Source organism: Rhodococcus sp. WY5 (assembly GCF_018588185.1).
Classification (GTDB): Bacteria; Actinomycetota; Actinomycetes; order Mycobacteriales; family Mycobacteriaceae; genus Rhodococcus_F; species Rhodococcus_F qingshengii.
Genome location: NZ_JAAMPR010000001.1, coordinates 6,014,602 through 6,039,259, shown reverse-complemented (window position 1 = coordinate 6,039,259; position 24,658 = coordinate 6,014,602). Strand labels below are relative to the sequence as shown.

The window sequence follows — 24,658 nt, the reverse complement described above, 5'->3', positions numbered from 1 at the left end:
TCGGGTCCAGTTACCCATGCGAAAGAACTGTGGTCAGCAGTGAGAGGCAATGTCCGCTTTGTGAGCTATTGCAGTCGTCGGGACCTAAGCCCTCGACGTTTCCGCGGATTTACTCAATAGCTGAACTATAGCTACTAAATGGTAACTACAGCGTAAATGGCACCGTGACATTGCGGCGATTGAACGTGAACGATCGTCCAACATTCTTTGGGTGTGTGCTGGGAAGAAAAATTGCCGGTTAGAGTCTTGACCTGCAATATTATTCGAATTGAACTCCGGCCTTGGAGATGTTCTCATAGTACTCACGCGGCACGTGCAATGCCTCCGGATTATCGAGTTGCAATGTTGCCGATACCTAAGCGGAACATTTGCTCTTCTCCATCTTTAGCTGTGCCTGAAGCGTTCGGGTGCAAACGGGAAATTCCGAAGAACGGTCGGGGCCTGGCGGCTCGCAAACGGGAAGGTTGGTCAGATGTCGGCATTGGACATGTCCATGGCGCCGTCGCTCGGGTATCGGCGTCCGCGCATCGTGCCGGACTCCCGTGCGGAGTTTTCCTCGCGTGCTGCGTGGCAGCATCGATACATACGTGCTCTGGCAGTGACGGATTCGCTGATTGTCGTAGCGGCGGTTTCGGCTGCGCAGTGGCTTCGATTCGGCGCCGCGCCGACCGCCGTCGACGCTCGTGAGCTCGGGCAGTTCAGCTACACCGGTTTGTCGATCGGCGTGGTGATCGCGTGGCTGGCGACGTTGCAGATATTCAGGACCAGATCTGCGAGTGTGATCGGAAGCGGTCCTGAGGAGTATCGGCGAATCCTGGTGTCCGCGATGAGATTGTTCGGCGTCATTGCGATAGTAAGCCTTCTGCTTCGTCTCGATATCGCCCGGCTCTACCTCGCATTCGCGTTCCCTGTCGGCCTTCTCGCGCTACTGGTGAGCCGTTGGCTCTGGCGTGGGGTGATCGTGCGAAGGCGTACTCGCGGGGAGTGCCTCACATCGGTACTGGTGGTGGGCAGCAAGGATGCCGGCGCTGAACTTGCACGAAACTTCGAGCGGGGTAGCGCAGACGGTTTCCGCGTGGTCGGAGTGTGTGTGCCGGGGTTCCTTCGGCGCGCGGACGAGTCCATCGCAGTCGACGGGCGTGACATACCGCTCCTCGGTGGTGAGACATCGGTGGTCGAAGCGCTGGAACTGGTCGGCGCAGACACCGTTGCCGTGACGGCAACCGAACATCTCGGCTCGGATGGAATCCGTGCGCTTGCCTGGGATCTGGAATCGCGGGACGTAGATCTGGTCGTTGCGCCAAGTATCGTCGACGTGTCGGGGCCGCGCCTGTCGATGCGGCCGGTGGCCGGTCAGCCTTTGATACGCGTCGAGCGCCCGAAATATCATGGTGCGCAACGCTTTGCGAAATCTTCGTTCGACGTAATTTTCGCGTCATTGTTACTGGCAGCAATTGCACCTGTTCTCCTGGCCGCGGCTCTGGCGGTCAAGCTCTCGAGCCCGGGCCCGGTGTTGTATCGAGCGGAGCGAATGGGACTGGACGGCAAACCATTCCCGATGCTCAAGTTCCGTTCGATGGTCCAGAACGCAGACTCACAGGTGGAGTCGTTGATGGCCCAGAACGACGGCGCCGGTGTGCTCTTCAAGATGCGCGACGACCCTCGCGTTACACCGGTCGGGCGCTTCTTGCGCCGTTACTCGATTGACGAGCTGCCCCAGTTCGTCAATGTTCTTCGGCGCGAGATGAGCGTGGTCGGCCCCAGGCCTCCGCTTCGCCGCGAGGTCGAGGCCTACGACGGAACTGTCAGTCGCCGACTTCTTGTCAAGCCGGGGATTACAGGATTGTGGCAGGTCAGTGGACGATCGGACCTTTCTTGGGAAGAGACTGTACGACTGGACCTTTCGTACGTCGACAACTGGTCGCTGATGGGTGATGTATTGATCGTCGGCAAAACGTTGAAAGCGGTGTTGGCCAGTGACGGCGCCTACTAGTTTCCCGCTTACCGATGCCCGCAACGACGAAATGACTGGCGCGTCGGCGCTTCGCGCTCCGAGCGAATCGACGAATGATCACAGCCGGAAGATGTCGAGCGCCTCCTGGGTAGGCATCGTTGCCGGTGCTGCCGCGGCTCTTACCGGAGTTTCTCTGCCTGGCCTGCCCTCGACGGTTAATGCATCACTGCCAGTCGCAGCACTGGCTCTGGTCATTGCATGCCTGGCATCGCCGCGGGGAAGCATGGTTCGGTTTCGCTTGCGGGCGTTGGATGCATTCCTCCTGCTGTACGTGACGGCCATCGCGTTGGTCGAGTATTTCGACGTAACCTATTCGGACGCCGCCTTTTCGCTGTCGACGATTCTGAACCTGGTCGGTGTGCTTGCTGTGTACTTCGCGTGCCGACTGGTCGTGACGAGCGCAAATGACGGTCTCCGTGTGCTCCAGGGCGTGTTCATTGCAGCGATTCCGGTTGCAGTGCTGGGAATCGCCCAGATGCTTGGCGGCCGTCAGGTCAGCGAACTTCTGGTGAGATTCACCATTGCACCAGGATTGCAGGGCAGGCTTGATCTCGGATGGCCATTGCGCGCCACGAGCACCCTTGGCCACTGGACGGCACTGGGTGGATACCTAGCCATCGCGATCGCCATCGGCTGTTATCTGATTGTAGAGAAATCGGGTTCGCAGCTGATCCCCAAGCCTTTGGTTCTCGGCATTGGCATCCTCTTCGTCGCTCAAGTGTCGACATTCACGTTTGCGCCGATCTTGGTCGCGATCGTGACGATGCTCTACACGGCAGTGCAGGTCAAGATTCGTTTCATCGGCCTTCTCTCTCTGGTCAGTATCGGGGGCGCGGCATTCTTGCTGTTCGACGAGCAAGTTGGCGATCGACTGACCTCGCAACTGAGCAGCCCGTCCAAAGATGGTCTCCCTCGCTGGATTCCAGAGACCATCAGATACCGCGTCGGGATATGGAACAACGAGACTGTCCCGGCCGTCCTGGACAGTCCGCTGTTCGGGCACGGGGCGAATGTCTACAACCGCATTTCCGCAGGGACGGCACCTTCGACGTTGCGATGGCCGTCTCCTGAATCCGAGTGGATGAGAACGGCTGTTGCCAGTGGTGTCGTGTTGGCCGTGCTGGAGGTGGCACTTCTCGTCTACGCCGTCAGCAAGGTATGGACGACCTCGGACCTACCGGGCGTCACCAGTTTTCGCACAATCGGGATCGCCCTCGTCGGGATTCTCGTCATTTCTTCCTTTCATTCGCATTTCAGTAGCGGGTCGGTGGCGATGATGTTCTGGATGGTCGTCGCCGTTGTTCTGAGTACGCAGGATTCTTTGACTATGTCGGGCAAGAATAACTATGGGCGGGTTAGTTGAATGGATACCATCGATCTGTGGGGAATACGCGTGAAACCCTGTGCGCCCGATGATGTCATCGAATGGATCAGGAACAATCAGGGTGAAAAGAAGGTCTTGCTGAACCATAATCTGCACAGCACGTACCTCCACCTCACGAATGAAAAGTTTCGCAGTCTCTATTCCAGTTCGGATCTGACTCTGATCGACGGAATGCCGATACTGGTGGCTTTGGCAATTCGCAGATTTCGGAGACAACAACCGTCGCTAAGCGTGTCGCAACGCTGTGGTTCGACGGACTGGATTCCGCTGGTCGGTGACATCGACGATGGGATTCGTATCGCGGTTATCGGTGCCAGCCCGAGTTCCAATTCATCTGCTGTGGATGCGATTTCAAGAATGGCCGAGCATGGCGAAGTTCGAGGGTGGAGCGGATACGCGGGCAAGGAAGCGCTGATTTCCGAAGGCTTCGAGTCCCTGCGCACATTTCGACCAGATCTCGTATTGATCGGATTGGGTATGCCGATCCAAGAAGAGTTCTTGCTCGATCACTGGGATGCATTGCCCGCCGCGGTTTTTGCAACTGTAGGCGGGGCCATAGATCAACTGTCCGGACAGCAGCGCCTGGCTCCTCGGTGGACAGGCAAGTTGGGTATCGAATGGCTGTGGAGGCTGGCTTCGGACCCGAAGAGGCTTGCGTCGAGGTATCTGGTGGAGCCTTTCAAGCTGATGCGTGTGACTGTCGAGTTTCAGTTCGAGAGACGAGGAATTCTGTGACCGATGGAGTAAACGATCAACTGGTCACCGTCGTAATTCCGTCGCTGGGGCGGAGTGAACTGGTTCGCACGATCGAGAGTGTTCGGCACCAGACGCACCGCGATATCGAAATCATCGTCGTGCTGGATACCGCCATGGACGAGGGTGGCACTGCAACCGGAGCGGACATCGTGCTGACCACAGGGGGCGGTCGCGGTGCAGCAGTGGGAAGAAACATGGGAGTCGCAGCGGCGTCCGGACGCTTCGTCGCGTTTCTCGACGACGACGACTGGTGGGAAGCAACCAAGATCGAGCAGCAGCTCGCCAGTATGACTCGACAATCAACCGAGTTCTCCTACACCGCAACCTACTTCCACTCAGGAAACACAGTGCGTACTCTTCCGATCACTCGGTACGGTGAGGGCTCGTCGATGGGCGACTACCTAGTCTTGCGGCCTGGGTTGCGGCACGGGCACGGATACGTGCAGTCGAGTTCGATCATGCTGACTCGTCGACTCGCCCAGCACGTCGCCTGGGACGAATCACTCTCCAAGCATCAGGATTGGGACCTCGTGGTTCGTCTCGAAGAAGAAGTAGGCGAGAAGGTGTCGTATGTAGACGAGCCTCTCGTTCACGTCCAGCAGGCCAGCAAGAGTTCAATTTCGACTGTGCGGAATTGGAGGCGAAGCGTCCCGTTCTACGACAAGCACGCGTCGTCGTTGGGGAAGACGGCGAGGGGCGACTTCATCGCCACTCAAATACTGAGATCTGCACTGGCTGCCGGAGACGGACGGGGAATCGTGTACGCAGCATCCGGGCTTTCGAAGGCCCGTGTTCATCCAGCGGCACTGATCGTCTCGCTCTACGGTGCGGTCGAGTTCGGGAAGCGACTTCGTCAGCGGGTGGCGTCGTGAGTAGGCAAATCGTGGTGTGGGATCCCAACCCCTTCAATCCCTACGGGGTGGAAGTCGCCCGAGTGATTGCGGATACGCATGAGTCGGTGCTTCGCTTCGGCCGGCGCGGTCAGGGGATCACTCACGATCGGGTCAGATCCGTCGGTCTGCTCCCTCCGCCTGCAGCAGGCTCTCGCAACATCTGGGTGCTGGTGCAGTACCTGGCGGGGCTTGCGACATTTGTCGTCTACACAATCGTTCGACGGCCACTCGTCGTGGTCTGCTGGATGAATTCCGAATTGGAACGACGAATCATTCGTGGACTTCAGCTTTCGGGATGCCGGACGCTCGTAGTTGTGCACAATCCCGTTAAGAGTCGGGACGATGCGGACGATCACCCGATCATCCGTTCCATTCGTTCGGGCGCGAGCGGCTTGTTGGTTCACGACTCTTCGCTCCTTGCGGGAGTCGGAGAGTATCCGAACGTCCTGGTCGCCGCGCACCCCGCCTACCTAGCGTGGTCGGAGTCTACGGAAGGAGCGATGCGCCTTCCTCGAGATAGTTCGTCGGCAGCCCTCTATCTCGGGAGTGCTCGCGCAGACAAGGGATTCGACGTGTTGCCTAAGCTGGCGGAGGATCTGGCGCATCTGAACATCAGGCTGCAGTGTGCAATCGGAAGGCTGACATCTGGGGAGAACGACCTTCTCCGTCGATCCGAGAACATCGATATTCTGGCCGAACCGTCTACACATATGTCGGATGTGGACGTACGCCGATACATGGAGTCCTCATCTGTGTTGGTGGCGCCGTACCGGGATGTCACTGCATCCGGAACCATCTTGATGGCACTCACAGTGGGATTGCCCGTGGCCGCCTTCACATCGGACGTTCTCCTCGAAATGCTTTCCACCGACAGCCTCGCCGATACCGGAGACACGAAGATGCTCGCTGATTGTGCAGTCCGCGCAAGCGAGGCGGACCGCGCTGTCGTTGCAGAAACCGCTCGCAATCATGACATCCGCGCGACGAGGGAGTGGACGCTTGCTGTCCGCACGGTGCTCGACGAGACGATTCCTCATGTTCCCTCGACTAGGGTCGCGAATGTCTGATGTCGAGGTTGTCAACTGGAATCCCAGGAACCAAGTCGTGATCCCAGGTATTTCGCGAAAGTTGCGGATCGGGAGACGAATCAACAACTTCGGCGACCTTCTGGGTCCGGTCGTGGTCGCATGGATGTCGAAGCAGAGTGCCAGACGAGCGCGCAGCAAGCGCGACCAGCGGCTGCTGGCGGTCGGTTCCATCATGCACATGGCGAGAACTGGAGACTGCATCTGGGGAACGGGGGTCAACGGCAAGATAACTCCTGACGAGTATCGCTTCGATGCGCTCGACGTCCGGGCAGTTCGTGGACCGCTTTCGCGTGAGTTCCTGGAAATACGCGGAATTCACACTCCGCCCACGTACGGCGACCCGGGATTGCTCGTTCCTTCCGTCTTTCCTGAACTTGTCGAACTCACGAAGAACCCTTCGCGCGACGTCGTTGTCGTTCCGAATCTGAACGACCTGCCGCGGTGGTTCGACACGCCGTCGGTTCTCGACCCAACCGAGGATTTGCAGACTTGCCTCCGAACTATTGCGAGCAGTCGACTCGTCGTCGGCAGTTCGCTTCATGCCGTGATCGTTGCCGAAGCGCTGGGCATTCCAGCGCGTTTGATTCCCTCAGGTTCGGAAGCGGAATTCAAGTATGCGGACTATTACCTCGGTACCGGCCGCGAATTGTCCACCGCACCAACTGTGAAGGCTGCTATTTCAATGGGTGGCGCGCCTGGCCTGGGGTGGAATGACGGACCGCTTCGCGAAGCGTTTCCCCACGATCTCTTCGGAAAGTAGGCGCACGCAGTGGGATTGGGTACAACTGCTGCGCGCGGCTCCGCAATCACGTTGGGGGGACAATGGGTCAAGTTCCTCATTCAGTTCACCTCAATCGCCGTACTTGCGAGGGTTCTGAGCCCGGACGACTTCGGCAAGATGGCGATGGTCATGGCGGTGGTCGGAGCTGCAACGGTGATCGGCGATTTCGGGCTTTCTCTTGCCTCCGTACAAGCGTCGGAGATATCGGAGAATCAGCGTTCGAATCTCTTCTGGATCAACACGGCAATCGGATTGCTGTTGACGGTCCTGGTCTTCGCCGCAGCGCCATTGTTCGACCGGTTCTACGACGTCGACGGGCTTTCTGACATTGTCAGGGCGGTGTCGGTGATCTTCGTGCTGAACGGGCTCACCGTACAGTTGCGAGCGGATCTGACCCGGAATTTGAAATTCGTGAAACTGACGGTGACCGAAATTGCCGCACAGGGGATCGCGTTGGCCGTAACGATTCCGCTTGCCCTGTTGCACTACGGAGTTTGGTCACTCGTTGCTCAGCAAATCATCGTCTCTGCGGTACTCCTGGGCAGTTCGGCGATGCTTCTTCGATGGATTCCGAATCTCCCGACACGTCGTGCAGACATGCGGTCCCTGCTGTCGTTCGGCACCAACACCATGCTGACGCAACTGGTCACCTACTCGAGTGCGAACGCAGATTCCGTGGCACTCGGAAAGCTTCACGGCAGTACTGAAGTCGGTGTTTACGATCGGGCATATCAGCTCTTCAAGATACCGATCGCGCAATTGGCCACGCCGATGACACGTGTTGCGTTGCCGGTGCTTTCGCGAATTACCGATCCTGCTCTCTATATGGCGTATCTGGTCCGAGCTCAGACCGTACTGTGTTACGTCATGCTCGGTGCGTTTGCCTACGCGGCAGCCGTGGCGAACCCGTTGATGGATCTCGTGCTCGGAAGTGGTTGGGATGCTGCGGCGCCGATCTTCCGGATCCTCGCCGTAGGTGGTGCATTTCAAGCTTTGTCATACATCTACTACTGGGTGTTCCTTTCCACTGGCCGAGTCGATATGCACCTTCGGTATAGCCTTTTGGGACGTGGATTGATGATCGTTGCAGTCTGTGTCGGTGCGATATTCGGAAGCTTGGGCACGGCGATCGGGAGCAGCGTCGGCTTTGTTGCAGTCTGGTTGATCTACTCGTTTGTCGCCATTCCACGGATCGGAATCGGGACGGGGCCCTTGGTCCGAAGCGCTGTGCGGCCGATGGTGCTATTCGCTGCGATGTTCGGCGTTGCTTCACTTTCTCTAATCCTTTTTCAACAGGTTCCGAATTTCGTAGCGCTCGCACTTGCGGGAATGGTCTGCGTCGTCTTCGTGGGAGTTGTTGCCCTGACTACCAAGTCGGTGCGTTCGGACTTGAATGCGCTGGTGGACACGTGCAGAAAGGTGGTCGGTTGACAGTGCCGTTCAACGACCTCCGAAAACGGAGTACTCGGCCACACGGGAGTGGACGCCCCGACGACCTCGTCCACATGAACTTCGACCGAAAGGTTTTCAATGACTGAGCTCCGCCCGACTGAATCGATTTCGCGCCGGATGACCGTATTCGGTACCGGTTATCTCGGGGCGACCCATGCGGCGTGCATGGCCGAGTTGGGCCACGAAGTCCTTGGCGTCGACGTCGACCCGAGCAAGCTTGCCATGCTCGAAGCCGGCGAAGTTCCCTTCTACGAACCCGGCCTCGAGGAGGTACTGCGGCGCAATATCGCGGCAGGTCGTCTCCGATTCACATCGTCGTACGAAGAGGCCGCGGAATTTGCGGACATTCATTTTCTCGGTGTGGGTACTCCCCAGAAGAAGGGGGAATTCGCAGCGGACATGCGTTTCGTCGATTCCGTCGTCGACAGTCTCGCACCGCTGCTGACGCGGCCTGCCGTGATCTTCGGAAAATCCACGGTGCCGGTCGGCACCGCGGAAAGGCTTGGTGTCCGAGCACGAGAATTGTCACCGGCCGGCCAGGACGTCGAGGTCGCTTGGAACCCGGAATTTCTCCGAGAAGGGTTTGCAGTCAAGGACACCCTGCACCCGGACAGGTTGGTACTGGGCGTGGACCGCAAGCGCCCGGGGCGTGCCGAATCTGTCGCTCGCGAGGTCTACGGGAAGATCCTTGACGAGGGTACGCCATTTGTCGTCACGGATCTTGCAACGTCGGAGTTGGTGAAAGCGTCAGCCAATGCATTTCTGGCAACCAAGATCTCGTTCATCAATGCGATCTCGGAAGTATGTGAAGCATCGGGTGCTGACGTGACGATACTGGCGGACGCGATCGGGCACGACGAGAGAATCGGTCGAAAATTTCTCAACGCCGGAATCGGTTTCGGCGGCGGTTGCCTACCCAAGGACATTCGCGCATTCATGGCGCGTGCAGGCGAATTGGGTGCAGATCAAGCTCTCACATTCTTGCGCGAGGTAGACAACATCAACATGCGTCGCCGGACACGGATGGTCGAGTTGGCGCGCGAGGCATGTGGATCGTTGTTGGGAGCCCGAGTAGCTGTGCTGGGAGCTGCTTTCAAGCCGGACTCCGACGATGTTCGAGACTCACCGGCCTTGAATGTCGCCGGCCAGATTCAACTTCAAGGCGCGGCTGTCAGCGTGTACGACCCGAAGGCGATGGGAAATTCTCGATCGTTGTTTCCGACGTTGACCTATTCGGCGAACACGGAGGAAGCTTGCGCGGGTGCAGATGTCGTCCTGATCTTGACGGAATGGGCGGAGTTTCGGAAGTTGCTGCCTTCGGATCTCGACGACATTGTTCGAAAGAAGGTTGTCATCGACGGGCGGAATTGTCTCGAACCGGCAATCTGGCGAGATGCTGGGTGGACCTACCGAGGGCTCGGACGACCCTAGGGCTCAGTTCAATCGGCTCGAACCTCAACTCTGTTTGGAAAGTCGGGACCAAGGTCTGTTGGTTGATTGTCCAGTCGTCACCGGAGATTCCGATCGGATATCCGGTAACGCATCGGCATTCGTGTGGTGTCGAACGGCAACTACCGGCGAGTCCACCGTTAGCAACCCACCGCGCCGCGGTGGTCGACGATTCACTCGCCGATTGTCGATTCGACGCACTGATCGGATGAGATAAGCGTCATGTCTCGGACGTTCCTCTCGGATGTTGTGGATTCATCGTTGATATTCGTTGTCGGACTTAGGTCCCAAGCGTAGCGCGTGATGAGTGGCCTACGTCGTTCATCGGTGCGACGAGATGCGAAGTCGCGGGGTGTATACGGTGGTTGGAGTGGTGAAAAGTGTGATGAGACAGTAATGTTCAGTTCAGCCCTTCGTGGTGTTCGCTCCCTTGGATTCACGGGATCAGCCGCAGTTCAAGACCTGACAGACCGGGCCGGTGAGGGCGAGGAGTGAGTTGTTCTCACCCTGCATTGTCTTCCGTTCAATGGGATCGTTGTGTCTTTACTCCGCCAGCTTGTTGCCGCGATACGTGGAAGAACGTCAATACGGATGGCTGTCCTGTTCAGACAAGAGCGGGGGTAGTGGCTCGACCGACGGCCGGTGATTACTGCTCGGATGCGCGATACGTATTCGAGCCGAAGGAGATTCGACGATGGATGTACGGGACTACCTGAAGACTTTGCAGGCACGGTGGAAGATCGTCGCTGTCGTTACTGTGGTCGTGATCTTGGGTGCATTAGGTGCCTCGTTGATTGCCACGCCGGTGTACAAGGCGTCTACTCGCCTGTTCGTGTCTACTTCGACCGGAACGACTGTGAACGAGGCATTCCAAGGCAATCAGCTCTCGCAACAGTTGGTCACTTCGTACGCGAGACTCCTCACCGGGGAGACGCTCGCCCAGCGAACAATCGATGCGGTGGGGCCAGATCGCCTCGGTGGCCTTTCTGCCGCGGAGCTTTCATCGAAGGTGACGGCCACATCGGCACCGGATACGGTACTTCTCGACCTGAGCGTGCAAGATACGTCGCCTGAGCTGGCCCGCGATATCGCCAATGCGCTCTCGGACGAATTTGTCTTCATGGTCAAGGATTTGAGCACGCCCGTTAACGGCGGCACTGCGCCTGCGCGCGTAGTTGTCGAGCAGCGAGCCCAAACCCCGGTAGAACCTGTATCTCCGAAAACCACGAGGAACGTCGCTCTCGGAGCAGTGATCGGTCTACTGCTGGGGATCGGTCTGGCTGTGTTGCGTGACCGCTTGGACAACACTGTCAAAGAACGCAAGACAGTCGAAGACATCGTTGGTGCTGCGATGGTGGGAACCATTCCGTTCGACAAGGAACGTGAAGTTCATCAGGCGATCAACTTCCACGAGGGCAACTCCGCCAGCGCCGAGGCATACCGTGAACTGCGAACCAATCTGCAGTTCTTGGCCGTGGATCGCCCCCCGAGCGTCATCGTCGTCACGAGTTCTCTTCCCTCGGAGGGCAAGACTACGACCGCCGTCAACATTGCACTCGTGCTGGCCGAGGCGGGCAAGAAGGTATGTCTCGTTGAAGGCGACCTTCGCAAGCCGCGTGTTTCGAAGTACCTCGGACTGATCGGAAGTGTCGGCCTGAGTTCGGTCCTGGCCGGGCAAGCAGACCTGGACGATGTGCTTCAAGTGACGAACAATGCGGACCTGACGGTTCTTGCCTCGGGCCCGATTCCTCCGAACCCGAGCGAATTGCTGGGGACCGACACTGCTCATGCAGTCTTTGCCGATCTGCGACGAAGGTTCGACTACGTCATCATCGACGCCTCGCCGCTGCTTCCGGTTACGGATGCTGCAGTTCTGTCTGCTCTGGCTGACGGCGCTCTCGTTATTGCTCGTCATGGTTCAACGAAGAGGGAACAGTTGAGCAGGGCGGTGGGCAACCTCCACAGCGTAGGTGCGACGATTCTCGGCGCTGTCATCACGATGACTCCGCTGAACGGTCGCGGCGTTTACGAGTACAAGTACTACTACGACTCCGATCCTGTCGTGGCTGATGTGGCTGATGTGGCTGTGGGAAGTTCAGTCGGTGGCAGGGCACTCAACGAAGTGCGGGCACCGTCGACAGTCAACTGAATGGGTCAAGTACTGACCTTTGTAGTACCCGCGTCCGCGCTGACGGGCCCCCGAGCAATGCTCGGGGGCCCGTTCTCGTCACGGCGCATCCGCTGGTCTCGGCGGAATCGCGCCGAGCCGCGTTACATCCAACCGATTCGATGTTTCGGAACCTGCCAATGGATGCGGTGAGTACCCGGCCTGTCAACGTCTGATTCGGTCTGGGTGAGCTGGATCGATTGGGATTCAGCAGTTTACGAACGTCAGTCGACGTGCTCTCCTTCCCATTAGTGCCGATGATCATCGGGCCAGTAACATGCGGCAGCAGGCTCCGCGCACTGCAGTTTCGGGCCGGCGCTCGGCCCAATTTGCGAATAGTTCTGTACTGCAATCATTTTCGACTTGCATCAACCTATGGTGGGTCTGGCCCAATTTGCTGAATAGTTCGTCTTCAACTGTCGCATGACGCTCTCATCGGCGAAGCTCGGACGATTGTTCAGAATTGCAGCGCCGCCGGACCCGCGATGGCTCGATTTGCGGAGCGATTACCAACTGTGTGCCGGTTTCCGTCCAAACGCGGAGCCCGAATGGGCTAGGCAATGAAAACTATAGGTACGCAATGGTAATGGTGGGCAATGTTCACTCCTTCTTGTCGGAGGGTGAATAACTGACGTCAATGCTGGCGTCGGGAAGAACTTCGGAAAGCGCTATTGCCACGCTGTCCGGAATGTGGCAAACTCCTCACTGGTACTGACCAGCTAGCCGAAGAGTTGCCAAGATGTGAGTCCTGGCAATATCGAGGCCGGCGACGTCAGCGGGCGAGGAGAAATCGCCGATCGTCCTGTGTTTGGGTTGTTAGTGGACTCTGCTTCAATCATGGGGTGTGAGCTGCGGCAATGCCGCAATAATCGACAGTTGGGCCGAGGCCTGACAATAGTCGCCGGGTTAACTGCAAGGCGCACGTAATGCGACCATACGCACTGAACGCAGCAATGCGGAGCAGTTGCTTCGCTGTCGAAGTTTCGGGAATCGGCAAGGCGGTCCGATGGACCTCGGCCGGTGAACATCTTCAGGCCGAATTCTGTGCATGGGGAAAGGTTTCTGAACACATGACGGTTCTCGAGATGGCCGCGCCCACGAAAGAGCGGCCACAACAACACCGACGAGTAACGCCGGAGAGGGCCGGTGGAGTTTCCGCACGCAGGAAATGGCAATCTGCGTATCTTCGTCGTCTGGCGATCACCGACACGATCATCGTTGCGGCAGTTGTGTTTCTGGCTCAATGGTGGCGATTCGGTAGCGACGCGGATGTCGTCGACGGTGAAGCATTCGGCCATTTCAGCTACACCGCACTGTCTTTCGCCCTGATTATCGGCTGGTTTGCCGTACTGAGGGTATTTCGGACCAGATCTCCTCGCGTGATCGGAAGCGGCCCTGAAGAGTACCGATTGATCGCTGTCGGAACGCTCCGCCTGTTCGGACTGATTGCGATCGCCAGCCTTCTCCTTCACCTGGAGATCGCGCGCCTGTACCTTGCCGTGGCGTTTCCGATGGGATTGACCGCCTTGATCGCGAGTCGTTGGATCTGGCGACGGGTGATTGCTCGTGAGCGAGCCCGAGGTGAATTTCGAACTGCCGTACTTGTGGTCGGTGTGCGAGGGGCGGTTGTCGATCTTGCACGCAACCTCGAGCGCGACGATGCCCATGGATACCGAGTTGTCGGAGTCTGCGTACCCGGCTACGGAGGAGACGTGGGCGAAGTTGTCACAGTGAACGGTCGGGACATTCCGGTGCTCGGAGACGAGCACAGTGTCACGAACGCACTCGAACAGGTCGGTGCCGACACGGTGGCGGTGACGGCGTCGGAGCGACTCGGACCGGAAGGGCTGCGCAAGCTGGCCTGGGATCTCGAGCGCGATCATGTGGACCTTGTTGTCGCACCGGGGATTCTGGATGTGTCCGGGCCGAGGCTCTCGATGCGCCCGGTCGCAGGATTTCCGCTGATTCATGTCGAGCGTCCGCGCTATCACGGCGCACAGAAGTTCTCGAAGACGACCTTCGACGTTGCTTTCGCGGCGCTCGTGCTGGCCGTGATCAGTCCGGTGCTTCTGGCGGCTGCGATCGCCGTCAAGCTCACGAGCAAGGGTCCGGTTCTGTACAAGTCGGAGCGGATGGGGTTGGACGGTCAGCCGTTCCCCATGCTCAAGTTCCGCTCGATGGTCCAGAATGCGGATTCACAGGTCACGGCACTGATGAAGGAGAACGAAGGCGCCGGAGTGCTTTTCAAGATGCGAGACGATCCGCGTGTGACGACGGTAGGTCGATTCATGCGCCGATACTCGATCGACGAGTTGCCCCAGTTCGTCAATGTCCTCCGGCGAGAGATGAGTGTTGTAGGACCGCGGCCACCGCTTCGGCGCGAGGTCGAGATGTACGACGACGCGGTCAGTCGTCGGCTACTGGTCAAGCCCGGTGTCACCGGCCTGTGGCAGGTCAGTGGACGTTCTGATCTTTCGTGGGAAGACACTGTCCGCCTGGACCTTTCCTACGTCGACAACTGGTCGATGATGGGTGACGTCATGATCGTCGCGAAGACGCTCAAGGCGGTGGTGGGAAGTGATGGCGCCTACTGACAAGAAGGCGGTACCGGCGCCTTGCGAAAATGAGGCGCCGAACAATCCGCTGATCTTGCGAACGGCATTGGTGATCGCGGTCATCGGCGCGAGCGGAGCCTTTCAGGCGTACACGCAGAGGACAGCGCTCGGATCGTTGCTCGTACACGGTTCGGCCGTTCTTTCGGCGACACTTGCGTTGGTCTACTTCCTCGACCGGCGATACTCACGCAATACGACGTGGCCTGTCTTCACGCTTATGATCTCGGCCGGCGTCCCGGCAACCAGCTGGTACTGGTCGACACTGCCCCGGAACTCCGCCGTCGCCGGCATCGTCGTCGTGTGCCTGGCGATCACGGGAATCATCGTCGCCCGTGAGTTGACCTTCGCGGTGCGAGTGCGGACTGTTGCCCTCACCTTGCTGGTACTTCTCGTGCTGTCGCTGATGGTCGTGTTCCTCGATCCTTCGACTGGCATCGACGTGGACACCCGCGCCGTTGCTTATCGCGGAATCTTCACGCACAAAAACACTTTGGGACGAATGGCTGCCATCGAAGTTGTACTTGTCGGTGTCATGCTCATGCTTCCCGACGTCAAGCGTATTCCGTGGGTGGCGGCGCTTGCTGTCGCCGGCATCGTGTTGTTCGAGGCCCGGAGCCAGACCGGTCTCGTCGCTGCAGGGATTGCGCTGGCGACGATGCTTGCTCTGAGGTGCTTTAGACGGACACCGAACGCTCACCTCGCCTCGACTGTGATCATCGGCCTGTACCTCGGGGTGTCCGGCGCGATGAAGGTGCTCGGACCCGATGTCGCGGCGCTACTCTCGCGAGATGTCACGCTGACCGGCCGGTTACATCTCTGGACGGTATCCGACTACTACGCCGAACAGCGGCCTCTGCTCGGATGGGGCTTCGGCTCGGTGTGGGCGCCGGACAGTGCAGTGGGGCAGATGATTCGGTCAAAGCTGTCCTTTCCGGCGACCAGCGCACACAACGGAATGCTCGACATTCGGCTGCAGATCGGTTGGATCGGATTCCTGCTGCTGTTGGCCGGCTATTACCTGCTTCTGAGCACGGCGCTCGGGCGAGCCCGCAGCAGAACGGAGTACATCGCCGTCGTCGCGATCATGGCTCTCGTCTTCTCGATGGACTTGACGGAGTCGACGCTCTTCTTCGGCGCCATGTGGCTGATCGCATGGGTCTTCCTGGCGCCGTACGGACCCTCGACCCACCGCTCCCACAATGCGGGCAACGCCGAGTTGTCGATCCGTGGGGTTCGTGCCGACAAGAACGACGCGTACAGGTTCGCTCCGGAGCGAAGAGGAGGTCACTGAGATGTACAAGTCGTTCGATGTAGCGCGTTCGAAGCCTGAAGTGCACCCGACGTCCGCCGGTGGATTCACGCCGCCGAAAGCCTTGATGTTCCATGCGATCTATCGGAATCCGGGTGGTGAGGAGCAGAGCTTCGCCAACGAATCCAAGCTCCTGAAATCGATCGGATACGAGACGGTTCAGTGCACCACCGAGAATTCCAAGATCTCCCGGGGACCGTGGGCGGCAGTCACCGCAGTGTTCAGTCCTCGCGTACTCGTCGATGCGTTGCGCATCATCCGTTCGGAGCGCCCCGACGTCATCTACGTGAACAATCTCTGGCCGGCGTTCTCGGCTTCGTTGCTCGTGGCCTCAAGAGCCGCCGCAATTCCTACGTTGCAGGCGGTTCGGAACTATCGCCTCGCCACACCGTCAGCCAAGTTGCGCGCAGATGGCACGTGCACCGAATGCGGTTCCACCAAATACTTCACGAGTTGTGTCCGCAACGGATGCTACGGAAACAGCCGACTGCAGAGCCTTGTCTGCTACCTGAGCGCTACGGCGGTCAAGCTGAGCGTCTTTGGGTGGAAGCAGCACAGGTTCGTCGCAACGAGCGCGATGACAGCACGTCTGGTCGAAGGACGACTGATCAGTTCTGGCCGCGTCGTGGTTCGTCCGAACTTCGGATTCGAAGAAAATGAACCCGAGTTTCGGAGCACTGATTCGGTTGTGTGCGTCAGCCGACTGACACCGGAGAAGGGCGTCCTGGATTTGGTGCGCAACTGGCCGCAGGGCGCTGGAAGTCCCTCGCTCACAGTTCTCGGTGACGGACCGCAGTACGGCGAGATCTCCAGCATAAGCGCAGCTCTCGACAACGTCACGCTGGCCGGATTCACTTCGCACGAAGATGTGATCGAGATACTTCGCGACAGTGCGGCGTCCGTGGTGCCGTCTCAATGGGCAGAACCGTTCGGACGCGTTGCGATCGAATCGATGTCGGTTGGCACCCCGGTCATCTACGCAACCAACGGTGCACTCGCGGACATCGTCGGACCGGGCGGAACGCCTCTCCATACCTTGGAAGAGTCGTCGATACGCGAGGCCCTCGATCGAATCTTCGGAGCGGACGATCGATCGGCGATACGCAGATCCGCTTATCGTCACTACTCGAATCGCTTCACATCGCGCAAAGCGGCGACGTCGATGCGTGAGCTCATCGACGAGGTGAGATCGTGAAAGATCGCACTCGGCATGTGACATTCATGGCCGATCAAGGGCTTTCGAGCGTCCTCACTTTTGTCGTTCTCACCTCGGTGGCACGACTCGGTGGTCCGATCGAAGTCGGCCAGGTTGCCGTGATTCAATCGGCGGGTCTGTTGGCACTGGCACTGGGGAGAGCGATCGGCGTCGACGTCTGGCTGTCGCGAGGGGCGGGGTCTGACGAGCGTGGACCGGCGTTGGCGCCCACGATCGTGCTTGCGGCGGTATCGGTGACATCGGTGTGGGCACTGTTCGTGATCGCCGGCTCGGACTCGATGAATCTCACGGTATACGCCTTGGCTGCAGCTGGTTTCGTGGTGTTGGACGTGATACGCACGATGCTGATGCACGACGGTGCGAGTTGGATCTCTGTGTCGATACAGATCGTGACACTCTCGTTCGTCCTTATTGCAGCTTTCCTGGTCGAGAATCTGACACTTGCACTCGTGACCTATACGGTCGGTGTCTTCGTCGCGCTCGCTCTCGGTCACGCATCCATGCGTCTGGTACCGCCGGTACCGTCGATCAGGTACTCGCGCACTCACCGATATAGATCCGTGCCGTTTGCGATCGAGATATTGATGGGATCAGCTGCGCAGCAGGCGATGTTCTTGATACTCACTGTGGTGGCGTCGATCTCGATGATCGGTGAGATCAGAACTGCCCAGACACTGCTCGGTCCGCTGTCCTTGATGTTCGCGGGCATCTCGCCAATTCTGATGCGTAAGTTCGGCAGTGGTGTCGAAGCGATGAGCCCGAGCGAGTGCATGACACTCGGCCGCCGAGTGGGCTTGCAGATCTTCTGGGTTTCGATCATCTGCGTTTCGCTGATCTGTCTCACGCTCGAGATTCGATTCTCGGGAGTGCGATTGATGGATCATCTGGTCGGGTCGCACTTTCCGAACTTGATACCGGTCATTCTGCTGTGCGGGTTGGCGGTGGCGTTCAACGGGATTCTGCTGGGAGTCGGCACGTCGATCCGCGTCGTGGACAAGACGGGAAACCTCAACAGATTTCGCGCCTTGCTGTTACCTCTGCAGTTTCTGATCGTTCTCGGGGCGGGACTGACCGACAGCGCCGTACCCGTCGCAGGAGCATTGGCCGCGTCGGCGTGCGTCAGCGCGAGCGTCGCACTTCTGGTTTCGATGAACCGTGACGCCCGACCGAAAGTTGACCTCTCATGAAGAATCCCAGCGGCGTCGTAGTGGCGATTCTGACCTTCCGTCGTGAATCGGAACTGGCTGTCTGCATCGACAGCGTCCGGGCATCGATCCAGGCTTCCGGTGCCTCCGCCCAGGTCGTAGTAGGCGACAACGATCCGGAATCCACCACGCCGACGTATGTTGCCGACGGGATCGAACGACTGCATCTCGGATTCGGCGGGGTATCTCCGGCGCGACGTGCGTTCGTCGATCTCGCCCGTGCACGAGATCGTCGTTACATCGTCTTCGTCGACGACGACGAGTACGTCGATGTCGACTGGCTGTCGAATCTCCTCACCTGCGCAGCAGATTTCGACGCAGGTGCTGTGGCCGGTCCTGTGATTCCGGTGGGTCTGCCTGCCTCGGAACTTCCATTGCACACTCGCGTTCGCCATTCGACCGGCACCCCGGTTGCGTCTGCAGGCGCTGGAAATCTGTTGTTGGACCTGAAGGCTTTGAACGGCTTGAACTTCAGTGACGACTGGGATCTACCTGGCGGCGAGGACACCGAGTTCACGCTCAGGATGAGCGCCGGCGGTGTCCGGTTGTTGTGGTGCGACGAGGCGCTTGCGTACGAACCCGTAGGCGAGGATCGGCGTCGGGATTCCTGGCTCTTCGCCCGGTATGTCAACAACGGACGAATCCTCGCGGTCTGTCAGGGACAGCTCGAGCTGCCACTGTTGGCGGCTCAGAGTGCCAAACGCGCTCTGCTCGTCCTCGCGTCGGCGACGTTGATCCCCGTTGCCTTGATCAGTCCACGGATCAAGCGCGTGGTTCTCGACAACGGTGCACGCAACATCGGTTGGTTCTCAGAGCGATTCAGCCGCAGCGATTCTCGGACGCCGCGCGCACAGAGGCTGGTGGTAGCGCGATGACACGGTTGTTGATGACGGCATACGCCTGCGATCCGAATCAGGGGAGTGAATCCGGTGCGGGTTGGGCGCTTCTCTCGGCAGCTTCCGAACTGTGTGAGTCGATCACGGTGGTGACTCGCTCCGGTGAGGCTCCCGCATTGGAATCAGAGTGTGAACAGCTCGGTTGCGAAGTTCGTGTCGTGCGAATAGCGACTTTGCCCGCGGAAGAAGCCGGATCGTACGGTCGATACCTCCGATGGCTCTGGCACACCTCACTGTTCGTTCGGCGTGAAGCGGCAAACTTCGACGTCCTGCATCATGCAACGTTCGCCTCCGACTGGTTGCCCCCACCGGTGCTGTTCGGTGGAGCCGGCGGAGTACGACTGGTATGGGGGCCTGCCGGGGGCAACACCTACCCGCCGATGCCGCTCGCCAGGCGCATCGGTATGCGGTACCTGGCAACCACGGCAGTTCGGACCTGCTCCACGAAAGCCGTTCGGTCACTGACACACATCTTCATGTCCGGACGAGTCGACACTTTCATCGCGATGAACTCCGACAGCGGACGAGGCGCACCGCGGGCACGCAATGTCGTCGTCCAACCCAATTGTGTTCTGGACTACGACGGAATCGAGAAGCAAGCGGTACCCAGACCGAAACGAAGACTCTTGTTCGTAGGAAGACTGTTGCAATACAAAGGAATCGACCTGATTCTGGATGCGCTCGAGCAGCTGGGCACCGATTGGTCCATGACCTTTGTCGGGGAGGGACCCGCCCGCGGGCGGATCGAGAAGTCGCTTCCGTATCGGCGCGGTCAGGTCACGCTTCGCGGATGGCGCGACAGATCGGAAGTGGTAAGCGAGATGGGGGCCTCCTCCGCTCTGCTCTTCCCGAGCATGCACGATTCGGGCGGCTGGGTGGCGGCCGAAGCGGCTGCGGTGGGCCTGCCGGTGGTCTGTTTGGATCTCGGCGGTGTGCCGACACTGGCAGGTAGGAACGCCGTGACGATCCAGGTTGCTCCGGCGTCGACTCTCTCCTCTCGTATCGCTCGATCGATTGTCGAGACCGAGCTTTCTCTCTTTGAACCGCAGCGTGATTGGACTCGGTCCCGGTTGACATCGGTCTTGTCGCGCAGCTACGGCCAGTGCAATGAACGTCGACATACGAACTCGGAAAAGTGGTGAGACAGATGAGCAGTCCGTTCGAGGTCATCGAGGTGGGTGGCATTCCGTTTGCCGCGACCAATCTCGAGAGAGCTACCGATTGGGTAGTCAACGACAGACGAGAGGGAGCAGGAACCGGAGTCTCCGTGAGGTTGTCGAATTCCTACTGCGTGTCGGCGGCGCACAGTGATCGCGACTACTCCGCGGTTTTGAAGGGTCCGGGTGTGAACTTCGCAGACGGAACCCCGGTCAGCTGGGTGATGCGCCTGATCGGCGGCACCGCCGATCACGTCGGTGTTCGACCAGTCCGGGGTCCGTCGTTCTTCGAGGCCACCCTGGACAAGGGACGCCGCTACAGCCTTCGTCACCATTTTGTCGGCACGACAGAAGAGACGTTGAATCTCTTGACGGATCGAGTCGAGGAGTTGTACCCGGGAATCAAGGTGGCCGGCACATATGCCCCGCCGTTTGCCGCGTTCAGCAAGGAGTTCGTCGACGACATCATCACGAAGATCGATCCGACGTCACCGGACATCGTGTGGGTCGGTCTGGGTGCGCCGAAGCAGGACTTTGTCACGAAGGCGATAGCGGATCGAACCGACTACGTGGCCGTCGGTGTCGGCGCGGCCTTCGACTTCTTGGCCGGAACTGTTTCGGAGGCACCATCTTTCGTCCAGAACTCGGGTTTCGAGTGGTTGTATCGACTTGTATCCGAACCCAAACGTCTGTGGCGGCGCTACCTGTTCGGTAACTCGACATTCATACGGCTGGCATCACGTGACATACGAAAAGTCTTCGGCCGTTTGGGGGGACGCGCATGAGCGAGATCAAGACTGCCGAGCGATTCGGAGGACTACGGACCACAACCGTGGTTTCGCAACTATCAGGCGGGCTGTCCCGCAACGGAAGGAACGCAGGATGAAACGCGCACTGATTACCGGAATCACGGGGCAGGACGGCTCTTACCTTGCCGAGTTGCTGCTCTCCAAAGGCTACGAGGTTCACGGACTGATCCGTCGATCCTCGACGTTCAACACTTCGAGGATAAACCACATCTACGTTGACCCGCACGATGCGGATGCTCGACTTTTTCTTCACTACGGTGACCTCAGTGACGGAGCGCGCCTGGTGACACTACTCGCGCAGATCAAGCCGGACGAGGTGTACAACCTCGCTGCGCAGTCTCACGTCAGGGTCAGCTTCGACGAACCCGAACACACCGGGAACACCACTGGCGTCGGGTCGATCCGACTACTCGAAGCGGTTCGGATGGCCGGACTCGACTGCCGGTTCTACCAGGCGTCGAGTTCCGAGATGTTCGGTGCCACACCGCCACCGCAGAACGAGGAGACACCGTTCTACCCACGTTCGCCCTACGGTGCGGCGAAGGTGTACTCGTACTGGATCACCAAGAACTATCGTGAGGCATACGGGATCTTCGCTGTGAACGGAATTCTGTTCAATCACGAATCCCCTAGGCGTGGTGAGACATTCGTGACGCGGAAGATCACGCGCGCGGTCGCACGCATCCAGGCAGGTATCGAGGATCATCTGTACATGGGCAATCTCGATGCGATTCGCGACTGGGGATATGCGCCGGAGTACGTGGAGGGAATGTGGCGCATGCTGCAGGTCGACGAGCCTGAGGATTTTGTGCTCGCCACCGGTGGCAACTACTCGGTGCGCGACTTCCTGACCGTCGCGTTCGAACATGCAGGTCTGAACTGGGAAAACCACGTTCGATTCGACGAACGGTATCTTCGGCCGACCGAGGTGGACGCACTGATCGGGGATCCGAGTCATGCCGAGCGCAAACTCGGTTGGAAGGCCGGCGTGCACACACCCGAACTGGCCCGGATCATGGTCGAGGCAGACATCGAAGCGCTCGAACACGAAGGGCGACCGTGGATCGACACTCCGGCACTTCCCGACTGGTCGGCGACGCGATGAGTGATTCATTCGCAGCGCGACCACTCGATCGAGGCGCACCGTTCTACGTGGCCGGCCACCGAGGTCTGGTCGGCTCTTCGGTGTGGCGACACCTGGAATCTGCGGGCTTCACCAGGTTGCTCGGAAAGACGTCGGCCGAACTCGATCTACGTGACCGGGAAGCTGCTTTCGATTTCTTCGCCCGCGAAAAGCCGACCAACGTGATCCTCGCAGCAGCAAAAGTTGGGGGGATTGCGGCGAACAGCACTTTCCTCGTCGACTTCCTGTCGGAGAATCTGCGCATCCAGGTGAACGTGCTCGACGCTGCCCTCGCACACGGCGTCGAGCGTCTCCTGTTCCTCGGATCATCGTGCATCTACCCGAAATTGGCACCGCAACCGATCAAGGAGGAATACCTGCTCACCGGGCATCTCGAGCCGACCAACGACGCCTATGCAATAGCAAAGATCGCGGGAATACTCCATGTTCAAGCTGCCAGGCGGCAGCATGGTCGCCCCTGGATCTCAGCTATGCCCACCAACCTGTACGGCCCGGGAGACAATTTTTCTCCGCGCGGATCGCACGTACTTCCCGCCCTCGTTCGGCGTTACGACGAGGCGCAGTCGTCGGCAGTCCAGTCGGTTGTCAACTGGGGGAGTGGCAATCCGCGACGTGAATTCCTGCATGTCGACGACTTGGCGTCGGCGTGTCTGCATCTGCTCGACAACTACGACGGTGCATCGCATGTCAACGTCGGAACCGGCGAAGACCACACAATTCGCGAGATCGCTTCGATGGTCGCCGACGAGGTCGGATACACCGGCGAGACGCAGTGGGACACCTCGAAGCTTGACGGAACGATGCAGAAACTGCTGGACGTGAGCATGATTCGTGAACTCGGATGGCGGCCGACAATCGGATTGCGCGAAGGAATCGCGTCGACGATCTCGTGGTACCGCGACAACATCGGTGCCGTACGCACCTGAATCACTTTTCCCATCAACACACTTCGCACACTCTCGAGAAAGCAGATCGAGCAACATGAGCACTCGCATAGCAGTATTCGGCACGGGATACCTGGGCGCGACACACGCGGCCTGTATGGCCGAACTCGGTCACGAGGTCCTCGGAGTGGATGTCGATGCGGCAAAGCTGGAGAAACTGGCAGCAGGTGAAGTTCCGTTCTACGAGCCAGGGTTGGGCGAGGTCCTACGAAACAACATCGATCGAGGGCGACTGAAGTTCACGTCGTCGTACGAGGAAGCCGCTGAATTTGCGGTCGTGTTCTTCCTCGGGGTCGGTACGCCGCAGAAGAAGGGTGAGTTCGCCGCGGACATGGTCTACGTGGATGCCGTGATCGAGACTTTGGCGCCGCTGCTCACCAAGCCCTCGGTCATCTTCGGCAAGTCCACAGTACCGGTGGGCACCGCGGAACGGCTCGGCAAACGCGCGCGGGAACTGGCACCGATCGGTGACGGCGTCGAAGTCGCGTGGAATCCCGAGTTTCTCCGTGAAGGATTTGCCGTCCAGGACACGTTGCACCCGGACCGACTTGTGCTCGGAGTCGATCGAAATGTCCGCGGTCGAGCGGAATCTGTTGCGCGCGAAGTTTATGCAGAGCTCCTCGATGAGGAGATTCCGTTTCTCGTCACGGACCTTGCGACGGCGGAGTTGGTGAAAGCGTCAGCGAACGCTTTCCTGGCCACCAAGATCTCGTTCATCAACGCCATCTCCGAAGTGTGCGAGGCCGCGGGCGCCGACGTCACAGTGCTCGCCGACGCGATCGGGCACGACGTTCGGATCGGACGTCGATTCCTCAACGCGGGAATTGGTTTCGGCGGAGGGTGTTTGCCGAAGGACATCCGCGCCTTCATGGCTCGCGCCGGTGAACTCGGTGCCGACCAAGCACTGACGTTCCTGCGCGAAGTCGACAACATCAATATGCGCAGACGTACACGCATGGTCGAACTGGCGCGGGAGGCATGCGGATCGCTTCTCGGTGCGAGAGTCGCAGTTCTGGGTGCCGCGTTCAAACCGGACTCGGACGACGTTCGTGATTCGCCGGCGCTCAACGTCGCGGGTCAGATTCAGCTCCAAGGTGCTGCAGTGAACGTGTACGACCCAAAGGCCATGGACAATTCGCGCGCGCTGTTCCCGACGCTGACCTACTCGGCAAATGCATTGGAGGCCTGCGAAGGTGCCGACGTCGTCCTGGTATTGACCGAGTGGCTCGAATTCTTGAAGTTGCAGCCGTCCGATCTCGATTCGGTGGTTCGCAACAAAGTGATCGTCGACGGGCGCAATTGCCTTTCCCCCGACGACTGGCGAGGCGCAGGTTGGAACTACCGCGGACTGGGACGCCCGTGAGCACAGGACGTCTCGT

Annotated in this window: 19 protein-coding genes; all 19 read left to right on the top strand. The window is 59.2% G+C overall.

Annotation, left to right across the window (positions count from 1 at the left end):
* Window positions 1–472: 472 nt before the first annotated feature.
* The 19 genes from G4D79_RS27800 (at window position 473) to G4D79_RS27710 (ending at window position 24,642) form a co-directional block, all read left to right on the top strand.
* Window positions 473–1,993: a sugar transferase gene (locus G4D79_RS27800; RefSeq protein ID WP_007726602.1), complete on the top strand. Its 1,521-nt coding sequence runs from the start codon at window positions 473–475 to the stop codon at window positions 1,991–1,993.
* On the top strand, window positions 1,977–3,377 hold the full coding sequence (locus G4D79_RS27795) for an O-antigen ligase (protein ID WP_214514615.1): 1,401 nt from the start codon (window positions 1,977–1,979) through the stop codon (window positions 3,375–3,377). Before G4D79_RS27800 ends, G4D79_RS27795 begins: the two co-directional genes overlap by 17 nt.
* Entirely contained in the window at window positions 3,378–4,133 is a 756-nt protein-coding gene (locus G4D79_RS27790; RefSeq protein ID WP_214514614.1) for a WecB/TagA/CpsF family glycosyltransferase, read from the top strand.
* Window positions 4,130–5,026 (top strand): glycosyltransferase family 2 protein, encoded by an 897-nt coding sequence (locus G4D79_RS27785; RefSeq protein WP_214514613.1) that lies wholly within the window; start codon window positions 4,130–4,132, stop codon window positions 5,024–5,026. The genes G4D79_RS27790 and G4D79_RS27785 overlap by 4 nt, the downstream gene beginning before the upstream one ends.
* Window positions 5,023–6,114 carry a glycosyltransferase gene (locus G4D79_RS27780; protein ID WP_214514612.1) on the top strand — a complete coding sequence of 364 codons (1,092 nt, stop codon included), beginning with the start codon at window positions 5,023–5,025 and terminating at the stop codon, window positions 6,112–6,114. Before G4D79_RS27785 ends, G4D79_RS27780 begins: the two co-directional genes overlap by 4 nt.
* Before the next feature lie 37 nt (window positions 6,115–6,151).
* A complete protein-coding gene (locus G4D79_RS27775; RefSeq protein WP_214514611.1) occupies window positions 6,152–6,895 on the top strand; it encodes a polysaccharide pyruvyl transferase family protein in 744 nt (247 codons plus the stop codon).
* A gap of 9 nt (window positions 6,896–6,904) precedes the next feature.
* On the top strand, window positions 6,905–8,347 hold the full coding sequence (locus G4D79_RS27770) for a lipopolysaccharide biosynthesis protein (protein ID WP_063314873.1): 1,443 nt from the start codon (window positions 6,905–6,907) through the stop codon (window positions 8,345–8,347).
* A gap of 99 nt (window positions 8,348–8,446) precedes the next feature.
* Window positions 8,447–9,799 carry a UDP-glucose/GDP-mannose dehydrogenase family protein gene (locus G4D79_RS27765; RefSeq protein WP_218960347.1) on the top strand — a complete coding sequence of 451 codons (1,353 nt, stop codon included), beginning with the start codon at window positions 8,447–8,449 and terminating at the stop codon, window positions 9,797–9,799.
* A gap of 712 nt (window positions 9,800–10,511) precedes the next feature.
* On the top strand, window positions 10,512–11,966 hold the full coding sequence (locus tag G4D79_RS27760; protein WP_064689390.1) for a polysaccharide biosynthesis tyrosine autokinase: 1,455 nt from the start codon (window positions 10,512–10,514) through the stop codon (window positions 11,964–11,966).
* 1,088 nt (window positions 11,967–13,054) lie between these two features.
* Window positions 13,055–14,578 carry a sugar transferase gene (locus G4D79_RS27755; protein ID WP_214514610.1) on the top strand — a complete coding sequence of 508 codons (1,524 nt, stop codon included), beginning with the start codon at window positions 13,055–13,057 and terminating at the stop codon, window positions 14,576–14,578.
* Window positions 14,565–15,890, top strand: a complete 1,326-nt coding sequence (locus tag G4D79_RS27750; protein ID WP_212633949.1) for an O-antigen ligase — start codon at window positions 14,565–14,567, stop codon at window positions 15,888–15,890. Before G4D79_RS27755 ends, G4D79_RS27750 begins: the two co-directional genes overlap by 14 nt.
* A gap of 1 nt (window position 15,891) precedes the next feature.
* The gene (locus G4D79_RS27745) at window positions 15,892–17,103 is read left to right on the top strand and encodes a glycosyltransferase family 4 protein (protein WP_214514609.1); all 1,212 of its coding nucleotides are present in this window, start codon (window positions 15,892–15,894) and stop codon (window positions 17,101–17,103) included.
* Window positions 17,100–18,311: a hypothetical protein gene (locus G4D79_RS27740; protein WP_214514608.1), complete on the top strand. Its 1,212-nt coding sequence runs from the start codon at window positions 17,100–17,102 to the stop codon at window positions 18,309–18,311. The genes G4D79_RS27745 and G4D79_RS27740 overlap by 4 nt, the downstream gene beginning before the upstream one ends.
* Window positions 18,308–19,204, top strand: coding sequence for a glycosyltransferase family 2 protein (locus tag G4D79_RS27735; RefSeq protein ID WP_064074619.1), 897 nt, complete (start codon window positions 18,308–18,310; stop codon window positions 19,202–19,204). Before G4D79_RS27740 ends, G4D79_RS27735 begins: the two co-directional genes overlap by 4 nt.
* A complete protein-coding gene (locus tag G4D79_RS27730; protein WP_003943636.1) occupies window positions 19,201–20,367 on the top strand; it encodes a glycosyltransferase family 4 protein in 1,167 nt (388 codons plus the stop codon). The genes G4D79_RS27735 and G4D79_RS27730 overlap by 4 nt, the downstream gene beginning before the upstream one ends.
* Before the next feature lie 5 nt (window positions 20,368–20,372).
* Window positions 20,373–21,167, top strand: coding sequence for a WecB/TagA/CpsF family glycosyltransferase (locus G4D79_RS27725; RefSeq protein ID WP_042452261.1), 795 nt, complete (start codon window positions 20,373–20,375; stop codon window positions 21,165–21,167).
* Between the two features lie 97 nt (window positions 21,168–21,264).
* Window positions 21,265–22,296, top strand: coding sequence for a GDP-mannose 4,6-dehydratase (gene gmd / locus G4D79_RS27720; RefSeq protein WP_007726640.1), 1,032 nt, complete (start codon window positions 21,265–21,267; stop codon window positions 22,294–22,296).
* Complete coding sequence (locus G4D79_RS27715) at window positions 22,293–23,261, top strand: GDP-L-fucose synthase (RefSeq protein WP_214514607.1); 969 nt, start codon at window positions 22,293–22,295, stop codon at window positions 23,259–23,261. Before gmd ends, G4D79_RS27715 begins: the two co-directional genes overlap by 4 nt.
* Before the next feature lie 55 nt (window positions 23,262–23,316).
* Complete coding sequence (locus tag G4D79_RS27710; protein ID WP_165639189.1) at window positions 23,317–24,642, top strand: UDP-glucose/GDP-mannose dehydrogenase family protein; 1,326 nt, start codon at window positions 23,317–23,319, stop codon at window positions 24,640–24,642.
* The last annotated feature ends 16 nt before the right edge of the window (window positions 24,643–24,658 follow it).